The following is a 9,923-nucleotide window of genomic DNA, read 5'->3' on the forward strand; positions in this document are numbered from 1 at the left end:
CGGCGATCGCGGACGCCGAGATCTACCGCGAGGAGCCCATCCGTCCCGACCGCGCCATCACGCGCGGCTCGGACCGGCGGATCGGGGTGCTGACCCCACCGTGCTATGCCCTCGCCCACCCGGGGGAGCGTTCGCACGCCCACGCGGAGTGTCTCCTGGAGTGCGGCCCCGCCGCCATCCCCGACGTCACGCTGCGGGTCCGGGTGCGCTACCTGCAGATGACGGTCCGTTTCGTGGATCGTGACCCCGGGGACGGGGGCCGCTTTCCACCAGGCTGCCGGCCTGCGGGAGATGCCGAGCCCCGCGGCTGGGACGAGTTCGTCCCGCGCCAGGTCGACGATGTGGTGACGGTCACAGACCTGTTGGCGGCGCCTCCCGGCAGCGCGGTACCGACGGCCGCGGGGCCGCGGCGGAACTGGCTGCCCCGCCTGAGCGCGCCACGGCCAAATCCATGGGAGCTGGCCGGTCCGGCGAGCGGTGGCGTCTCGGCGGGACTCGGACCGCCCCACACCGTCCGGTTCAGCGCCCCCTCCGGTCGGCGGGTGGAGACCGTGAGCGGCCACGGCGAGGCGGAACCGACCCGCATCACCTGGGACAGCTGGGCCGTGCAGGGAGAGCTGCGGTTGAGCGCCGGACTGCAGACCTGGGTACATCAGACCGGGGAGACCGGAGCACATCGCCTGGTCCGGCTCCGGGCGGAACTGGTGAACACCTCGGGCTGGCATCTTCCGGCCGAGGAAGCGATGGATCACGTCTCCCTTGAGGCGCGCCGCCGGCGGCACCGGGAACAGGCAATGCGGCACTCCCTGATCGGCGCGCACCTGCTCCTCGCGACGACCGAGGGCCGATTCGTGTCCCTGGCCTCTCCCCCGGCCCGGGCCAGCGAATTCGCGAAGAACTGCGTCAACGACGGCCTCTGGCCCGCGCTCGTGACCACCGCGGACGGCCATGACACCGTGCTCGTCGCGCCGATCGTCCTTCCCGATCATCCACGGCCGGCTCCGGTGGACCACGACGGCGGCTGCTGACCGCCGGCCCGCCACCGGCCTCGGCCGATGAGCCGAGGCCGGTCGTCAGCAGCAACGGCAGCGAAAACAGTGAGCGGAAGATACGCGCCGCGGGAGGACGTCAACATTGTTGATTATCTTGGATCGGACGCGGTGGTCACGTTTCTACGGCGCGTAGAATCTGCTGGGTGCGACCAGAGGCGAGGCTGACTGAGAGACGGCGCACGGCAGTCCCGGGGAGGGGCGGCACCCGGTTCGCCGACCTCACCGGTGCCGCCCACGCCACCGGTGGTACGGGCGGCACGGGGCCCACCAGCCTTGCCGCGGCGATCAGCCTGGTTGTGGCGCTTGGCCTCGTAGCGGCGCTCGTCCCGGCGGCGCTCCTACTCGGACTGGCCACCCCCGCATCGGCGCATTCACGCCTGGTCACCACCACCCCGGTGGCGGACAGCACTCTCACCGCCCCGCCACATGAGATCATCCTGACGTTCAACGAGCCGGTGTCCCCGCGCTACACGAACGTCGCCGTCACGGCGGCCGACGGCGCCGGCGTGACGGCCGGTGCCACCCGCGTCGAGGGCGGCACCGTCCACCAGGGCCTCACCGCTCTCCGCGACGGTCGCTACACGGTGGCCTATCGGGTCGTGTCCGAGGACGGTCACCCGGTCGGCGGCGAGTTCGCCTTCACCGTTGCCGGCGGCACGGCGTCCGCGGGCCAGGAGGGATCCCCGCCCCCGTCTCCGGTCACCACAACGCCGGCCCCGGCAGCCACCGCGAGTCCGACCACGGGTGCCGCGCCGGCCCCGTCCGCGGCCGTCACGGGACCCGCGGACGGGGCCGGCGGTGACGGTGACAGTGACGATGGCGGTGGCTGGATACTCCCCGTCATGATCGCCGGTATCCTCACGCTCGGTGGCGGTACCCTGTTCGCCCTGCGGCGACGTCACTCCGGAGCGCGCTGACCCCATGGACACCCCCGCCGCCAGGAAAAACCCCGCCATAACGAACAACCCCACCACGCCCGCAGACCCCACCACGCCCACGGGTCCGGCCGCTCCTCCGCACACCGCCGCTCTCACCAGGACCATCCCCGCCAGCCGCTCCACCTCGGCTGGCGGACGGACGGCGGCGGTCGGACGGATGGCGCCCGTCGCCGTCGCGGCCGGATGCGTGGCACTGGCCCTGGTCGTCGGTTTCGGGCCAGGCCCCCTGCGGCTGCCCGGTCTGCCTTCGTCCGGCACGCTCACCTATTGGGCACTGCCTTTCGCCCGTCTGGTCGGCAGGATCGCCGCCGTGGGGACGATCGGGTGGCTTCTCACGGCCGCCGTCCTTCTTCCGGCGAAACACGGTGCGGCCGGCAACGGGTCCCGGGTGGGCATCCTGTCGCCCACGGCCCGGCGGTGCGGCCGGTACGCGGCGAACACCGCGGCTCTGTGGATGCTGGCCACCCTCGTGGAGCTGCTGTTCACCCTGTCCGAGATCTCGGCGCGCCCGGCCGGCGACGTCCTGGATGTCTCCTCGCTACGCTCCTTCGTCTCCACCACCTCCCAGGGCCGGGCGCTACTCGTCGTGGCGGCCCTGGCTGCCGTCATCGCGGTGATCGGCCGTACGGTCACGACGACGACCGCGACCGGGGCCCTGCTCGCTGTCGCGGTCGCCGGCATCGTGCCGCCGATCCTGGTTGGCCACGCCGCTACGTCCGGCGATCATGCGATCGCCGTGGTGGCCCTCGGCGTGCACGTATTGGCGGCCACGGCATGGGTGGGTGGTCTACTCGGCCTGCTCACCGCGGTGCGGCTGCCGGCGGGCTTGTTCGGCCCGGCGCTGCGCCGGTACAGCCGGTTCGCGGCCGGGGCTGCGGCCGTCACCGCAATCAGCGGGATCGCCGGTGCGGCCCTGCGGCTCGGCGGCTTCACCCCGTTGTGGGAGACCCGCTACGGCCTGCTGGTCCTGCTCAAGGCCGCAGGCCTGCTGGCCGCCGTCACGCTCGGTGGTCTGGTGCGCCGCCGGGTCGTCGCCGGGCTCACGGTGACGACGCCCACCGACCAGACCGGCACCACCGACCAGACCGGCACCACCGACCAGACCGGCACCGACAGGACTACCGCGGTCGCTCGTTTCCTGCGCATCGCCGGCGTGGAGCTCACCATTCTCACGGCCACGGTCGGGTTGGCCGTCGGGCTGTCCCGCACGGCGCCGCCGGTGAACGACGCACTCGTTCCCGACGATCCGACCCAGACGCTGCTCGGATACCCGATGCCCCCACCGGTCACCGCCACGCGGCTCGCCACCGACTGGCACATCGACTGGGTCTTCCTCGCCGGCGCGGTCACCGCCGCCCTGCTCTACCTCGCCGGCCTACGCCGGCTACGGGCACGCGGCGCCCACTGGCCGCTTGGGCGCACCATTGCCTGGCTCGCCGGCTTGCTCGTCGTCGTGGTCGCCACGTCAAGCGGGCTCGGGCTGTACGGGCCGGTCCTGCTCAGCGTGCACATGAGCCAGCACATGCTGCTCAGCATGCTGGCCCCGCTCCCGCTGGTGCTCGGCGCGCCGGTGACTCTGGCGCTGCGGGCGATGCGGCCCGCGACGGCTCCGCACCGCACCGGACCACGCGAATGGCTGCTGAGGACGCTGCGGTCCTGGCCGGTACGCATCCTGACCCATCCGCTGCTCGTGACGGCGAACTTTGCCGGCAGCCTCTACGTGCTCTACCTCAGCTCGCTGCTGTCGACTCTCATGCACAACCATCTCGGCCACCTGTACATGAACGTGCACTTCCTGGCGGTCGGCGTGCTGTTCTTCGAGCTGCTGATCGGGACCGACCCGCTCCCCCGCCGGCTGCCGCATCCCGGCCGCGTCCTGATGCTGCTGGCGGTCGTCCCGTTCCACGCCTTCCTCGGCCTGACCATCATGAGCACGTCGGCCCTGCTCGGCTCGGGCTGGTACGACCGCCTGGTCCGGCCCTGGGGCGTCTCACCGCTCAGCGACCAGCGGACCGCCGGGGGCATCGCCTGGTCGTTCGGCGAGATTCCCACCTTCGTCGTGCTGATCGTGCTGGCCACCCAGTGGTCCCGGCTGGACGAGCGGCAGGCGCGGGCCCGGGAGCGGCGCATCGCCGCCGCTGGTGACGTCGACGCCGAACTCGACGCGTACAACGCCTACCTCGCCCAGCTCGCCGCCGGCCCAGCCCGGCGCACGCCGTCCGCGGCCGCCACCACCTCGACAGCCACCACCTCACGCACGACCTCGCCCACCCCCGGAGACGAGACCAGCGCAGAGGCCGAGACCTCCGGATAAGCAGGCCGGGGAGAAACCCCGGCTACGGCGCCGGCCGCGGGCCGTCGGGACCGGATGCCGCGGACCGCCCGCCCGGACGGACGACCACCCCTGGACGGACGACCGCCGCGGACCGCGGGCCGTCGGCAGGAGCACCCTCGGCACGCACCGCGGGCAGGGTCCGCACGTTGCTCTGCGGAACCGACGGGCGGCGCGCCGTTTCCAGGTCCACCCGCGCGGCCACCGCCGTCAGTTGATGGCGGGTGATCACCCACACGAGTTCGAGCAGGACCGCCGCCGCCGCCGCGATGCCGACCGCCGTCCACGGCCCGGTCGTCCCCACCAGGGAGAGCTGGAAGAACTCCTGGCCGGACGGGATGGCCAGGACCAGCGCGAACGCGACCGCCATGGTCAGCACGAGTGCGATGCGCCACCAGGTGTACGGACGGGCGACGATCGCCAGTGCCCACAGCGCGACTCCGAACAGCGTCAGCGTCGCCATCGAGGTTTCGGCGTCCAGGTCATGACCATAGAAGTGCGACCGGGACAGCAGGTAGGACGTCATCGTCGCCGCGGCGGCGAGCAACCCGGCGGGAAGGGCGAAGCGCAGCACCCGACCGACGAAGTCCGGCTGCGCCCGTTCGGTGTTCGGTGCCAGCGCCAGGAAGAACGACGGGATGCCGATCGTCAGCGACCCGACGAGCGTGAGATGCCGAGGGAGGAACGGGTACGGCACCTGCGTGATCACAACCACGATCGCGAGCAGGACCGAGTAGACGGTCTTGGTCAGAAACAGGTTCGCGACCCGTTCGATGTTGCCGATTACTCTCCGCCCCTCGGAGACCACCGACGGCAAGGTCGCGAAGCTGTTGTTCAGCAGCACGATCTGGGCGACCGCGCGGGTCGCCTGACTGCCGGATCCCATCGACACGCCGATGTCGGCGTCCTTGAGCGCCAGGACGTCGTTGACGCCGTCGCCGGTCATCGCGACGATGTGCCCCCGCGACTGCAACGCCGCGACCATCTCCCGCTTCTGCTGCGGGCTGACCCGCCCGAAGATCGAGTGGCTCTCCAGGGCGTCGGCGAGCGCGGCCCGGTCGGTCGGCAGCGTGCGGGCGTCAACGGGATCGTCGGCGCCGGGCAGCCCCAGCGTGCGGGCGACCGCGCCGACCGACAGCGCATTGTCCCCCGAGAGAATCTTGGCGGCGACGTTCTGCTCGGCGAAGTACCGCAGGGTATCCGGGGCATCCGCCCGCAGCCGCTGGGCGATGACCACGAGCGCCACCGGGACGACGCCGGCCGGCACCGTCGCCGGGTCCACCAGCGCGTCCGCCAGCGACGCGCCGAACCGGGCGAGCAGCAGCACCCGCAGGCCCTGCGCCCCGTACTCGTCCACGGTGGCGAGCACCCGGTCACCGGCCGCCAGCAGCACGTCGGGCGCGCCGAGCAGCCAGGTGCCCTCGGTCCCGCCCACGGCGGCGAGGGTCGCGCCGCTCCACTTGCGCGCCGAGGAGAACGGCGCGTCCGCCCGCACCTGCCAGCCCTGCGGGGCGGGATAGGCATCGATGATCGCCTGCATGCTCGGATTCGGCCGGCTGTCGGCCGCGCCGAGGGCGCCGAGCACGCTCGGCACGAGGGTGCCCGGCTCGACGATCCGCAGCTCCACGACGTCCATCGCAGCCTCGGTGAGGGTGCCGGTCTTGTCCAAACAGACGACGTCGACGCGGGCCAGCCCCTCGATCGCGGGCAGTTCCTGCACCAGGCACTGCCGCCGGCCCAGCCGTACCACGCCGACCGCGAAGGCGACCGACGTAAGCAACACCAGGCCCTCCGGCACCATCGGCACGAGTCCGGCGACCATCCGGCGGATGGCCTCGGGCAGGTCGTCGTCGTTAACGACCACCTGGCTGACGATCAGCGCGATGCCGGCCGGAATAATCATCCAGGTAACGACCCGCAGAATGGTGCTGATGCCGCCCCGCAGCTCGGAGCGCACCAGGGTGAACCGGCTCGCCTCCTCGGCGAGCCGGGCCGCGTAGGCTTCGCGGCCAACCCGGGTCGCCCGGAACGCCCCCGACCCCGCGACGACGAAGCTGCCCGACATGACGATGTCACCGGGCTGCTTGTGCACCGGATCCGCCTCGCCGGTGAGCAGCGACTCGTCGACCTCCAGGTGATCGGCCGCCAGGACCAGACCATCGACGGGAATCTTGTCGCCGGCGCCGAGCTCAATCACGTCGTCCAGCACGATCTCGGCGGCGGGGAGCTCGCGGGTGACACCGTCACGCCGCACGACGGGCCGGGACTCCCCCACCACGGCGAGCCGGTCCAGGGTGCGCTTCGCCCGCAGCTCCTGGAACAAGCCGACCAGGGTGTTCACGATGATCACGCCGCCGAACAGGGCATCCTGGAATGGACCGACGATGGCGACGAAGACCAGTAGAACACCGATGATCGCGTTGATCCGGGTGAGGACGTTCGCACGGATGATGTCGCGCAGCGAGCGACTGGAGCGGACCGGCACGTCGTTGACGCGGCCGTCCGCGAGGCGTTCGGCGACCTCGGCGGCGGTCAACCCGGCGGCGGATCGACCGATCGCGATGGGTCCGGACCCGGCCCCGGCGGCGGACGCGGAATCGCTGGGAGGCGCCGGGTTCCGGTCGTCGAGCCGTCCCGGAGACAGCCGCGCTCCCGCGGCCCCTCGCCGAACCATGGTGTCCCTCCACGCTCCGTCGCGGCCGCTGCCGGAGGCTTGGCAGCGGAATCGTTATCGGTTTCCCGACCGACCTCGGGCGGGTCTCGGACTCGTTTGGATATGTCCCGTAGATGCCTCCACCGTCTGCACACGCGGACCGCCGACCCCCACCGTAGTTGACGGCCGTAGGCGCGTGGGTCGCGCCTGGGGCTCCCCGCCCGTTCAGCCCGGGGGGGCACCGGCGTCGGGGCTGAGGGCACCCCCGACCAGCAGGGAGAACAGCAGCAGCCCCAGCCCCACGCGATACAGCACGAAGGGCGCGAAACTGCGCGTCGAGATGTACCGCAGGAACCATGCGATCGCGGCGTAGCCGGTGACGAACGCCACGAACGTGGCGAGGATCGTCGGGCCCCAGGCGACGTCGGCATCCTTCCCACCGATGGAACGCAGCTCGAAGACCCCGGACGCCAGCACCGCCGGCATCGCCAGCAGGAAGGAGTACCGGGCCGCAGCCTCGCGAGTGTAGCCGAGAAGCAGGCCCCCGCTGATCGTCGCACCGGACCGGGAGACGCCGGGAATCAGCGCGGCAGACTGGGCGAGACCATAGAGGAGCCCGTCACGCACCGACAAGTCCTCAAGCACCTTGCGCGGGCGGAGCGGCGAATGACGACCCTGCGGCCGCCCCTTCGAGGCGTACCAGTCCGCGCCGCCCAGGATCAGGCCGAGCACGATCAGCGTCGTGGCAATCAGCCGCAGGTCGCGGAACGGACCCTCGATGGCGTCCTGCAGCGTCACCCCGAGCAGGCCGATCGGAAGGGTGCCGAGGATGACCAGCCAGCCCGTCCGGGCGTCGGGGTCCTTACGCATCTCCCGGCGGGTGAGCGAGCGCGCCCACGCCGCCACGATGCGGGCGATGTCCTTGCGGAAGTAGATCAGCACGGCGGTCTCGGTGCCGATCTGGGTCACGGCGGTGAACGCGGCGCCCGGGTCCTCCCAGCCGGCGAGCGCGGCAGCGATGCGCAGGTGGGCGCTGGACGAGACCGGGAGAAACTCGGTGAGCCCCTGAACGAGACCGAGGACCGTTCCCTCGAGGAAGTTCATCGACGCGCCGACCTGGCCCACGAGCCAGACGAGTCCGGTTCATCCGGTCCATCCGGTCCGTTCAGCCCGTCCGGCGAGGCCGCCGGGTCCGGAGGCCACGCCGAACGACGATTGGTCTGCCGGCTCCGCGCCCGGCCTGTTCGCGTCATCCACGCATACCCGACCACGGCTTCACCGTAGCGAAGGGTGAAATGCGGGCGGATGCTGGGTGACGGCGTCCCCGCCTTCTCCGATCCTCCGACCTGGTCCGATCGACCTGGTCCGATCGGGGTTCGGCCGGATCGGGCCGAGTCCACCCCGCAGCAGGCCCCCACATGGGCTGACCTGGCGGTTCGTCGGACAGTCACGGACCGCGACAAACGAGCGGGTTCACGCTCTGGCCATACAACCGAACGGAATCGCTCACTTTCTGTTCATCTGCGACCCGCACCGTGTCACCCGGAAGTACAGACCGCCCGCCTCGTGGCGGTCTGGCGCGCCCCGATCAGGGTCGGGGAGCGACACGGTACGCCTGGGAGGCTACACGATGAGTCACCTGCTCGCGAATGTGATCATTGAAGTGGTCGGAACGGCCGTGATCCTGCTTCTGACCGGTCTGGTGCGACGCTGGCTGGGCCAACCGGCCGCTCGCCCCGCCTGATCCGACCCGACCCGACCAGACCCGACCTGCCCCGCCGCCAGTCCGGCCCGTCCTGGACATCCGGGACCAGTGCCGGACGGACGGACGACACGATCAGCCATGCGGCCTGTAGGTCTGGGACGCGGTTCTGGAGGTTCCGGAGGGCTGCGTACCACCGTCCGGATTGTCCCGAAAATCGGGATCTCCCACGTGGGCGAACGGTAAGGCGACCGAATCACGGTAACAAGTCGGCGTCGCACCATACAGCCGTTTGAATTCTCGACAGAAGTGACTCGTGTCCGCAAAACCCCAACGGCTGGCGATCGCCTGAATGGAGCATGATCCCTCGATCAGGTCCCGGCGGGCTCGTGCGAGTCGCTGGGAGCGGACGACGGCGCTGTAGCTGTTTCCTGTCGCGGCGAAGCTGCGCTGCAGCGTGCGGACAGACACACACTGCGCAGCGGCCGCCGCGGCGGCGCTGACGTCGCGGTGGCCAAGGTTCCGAGCTATCCAGCGTTCCACTGCGAGCCGCAGCGCTTCCCCAGCGATCGCACTCGTGAACGTGGCCTCGGGGCGCACCGCCGCGGCCACCAGCTCCAGTGCCGCGTTGCGGGCCGCCGTTATGGTGGGGGCGGGAACCTCGTGCGGGAGGCCGGCAAGTGATGCGACATAGCTGCGCAGCAACCTAATCGCGGGAGCGTTCACATCCACCACGAGGTCGGCTTCCAACCACGGGCTCTCCAAGACCTCTTCCAGCGCCACCCTTGGGATTACCAGGGTAACTTTGCGGAAGTGCTCGACAACTTCGAACCGCACCTTTTGCATGCTGTTCCAGATGACGAAGATTCCTGGAGTGACAACAATCTTCTTGTCCTCGATGGCAAGCCGTTCAGTCCCAGCGGTAGCGAAGAATATCGCGATATTGTCCTCGCTGGTCCGGCTGATCAGATTTCGACTACGTTCACCCCTGCACGGATCACATGCGATATCCAGCAGCGCGATGTCATCGAACCAGCGACGCTCAATCGAGGCGCAGTAGGGTAATCGCCCTGGAGGAACATCAGTGTGGAATGGCGTCACCGCGCTGCCCAGGATCTCCTCCCAGCGTCCAGGACGGTCGCGATGGGGTACATCGACGAGGTCGTACGTCTCGTAGATTCGTAAGTGTTCGGTGATGTCGTGGGAGGGCTCGCCGAATGCCCGGCCGGCGTTGCCGGTCGGGTGC

6 protein-coding genes are annotated in these 9,923 nt (G+C 70.6%); 3 read left to right on the plus strand and 3 right to left on the minus strand.

Annotation, left to right across the window (positions count from 1 at the left end; translation table 11 throughout):
- The 3 genes from AC08OX_RS04895 to AC08OX_RS04905 form a co-directional block, all read left to right on the plus strand.
- The coding region (locus tag AC08OX_RS04895; RefSeq protein WP_476606714.1) for a hypothetical protein at positions 1-1,028 on the plus strand (1,028 nt) is incomplete at its 5' end.
- 167 nt (positions 1,029-1,195) lie between these two features.
- On the plus strand, positions 1,196-1,969 hold the full coding sequence (locus tag AC08OX_RS04900) for a copper resistance CopC family protein (protein WP_476606715.1): 774 nt from the start codon (positions 1,196-1,198) through the stop codon (positions 1,967-1,969).
- 4 nt (positions 1,970-1,973) lie between these two features.
- On the plus strand, positions 1,974-4,304 hold the full coding sequence (locus tag AC08OX_RS04905) for a bifunctional copper resistance protein CopD/cytochrome c oxidase assembly protein (RefSeq protein WP_476606716.1): 2,331 nt from the start codon (positions 1,974-1,976) through the stop codon (positions 4,302-4,304).
- Positions 4,305-4,326: 22 nt separating this feature from the next.
- On the opposite strand, the gene AC08OX_RS04910 is transcribed toward AC08OX_RS04905, so the two are convergent.
- The 3 genes from AC08OX_RS04910 to AC08OX_RS04920 form a co-directional block, all read right to left on the minus strand.
- Positions 4,327-6,996 (minus strand): HAD-IC family P-type ATPase, encoded by a 2,670-nt coding sequence (locus tag AC08OX_RS04910; RefSeq protein ID WP_476606717.1) that lies wholly within the window; start codon positions 6,994-6,996, stop codon positions 4,327-4,329.
- 204 nt (positions 6,997-7,200) lie between these two features.
- Entirely contained in the window at positions 7,201-8,079 is an 879-nt protein-coding gene (locus tag AC08OX_RS04915) for an undecaprenyl-diphosphate phosphatase (protein WP_476606720.1), read from the minus strand.
- A gap of 733 nt (positions 8,080-8,812) precedes the next feature.
- Positions 8,813-9,923: AraC family transcriptional regulator (locus tag AC08OX_RS04920; RefSeq protein WP_476606718.1), on the minus strand; the 1,111-nt coding region annotated here is incomplete at its 5' end.

The sequence above is a fragment of the Frankia sp. CoBUL1 genome (genome assembly GCF_978021245.1).

Coding starts and splice junctions, on each gene's coding strand:
- AC08OX_RS04905 (WP_476606716.1), top strand. CDS start 1,974: ATGGACACCCCCGCCGCCAGGAAAAACCCCGCCATAACGAACAACCCC.
- AC08OX_RS04915 (WP_476606720.1), bottom strand. CDS start 8,079: ATGAACTTCCTCGAGGGAACGGTCCTCGGTCTCGTTCAGGGGCTCACC.
- AC08OX_RS04910 (WP_476606717.1), bottom strand. CDS start 6,996: ATGGTTCGGCGAGGGGCCGCGGGAGCGCGGCTGTCTCCGGGACGGCTC.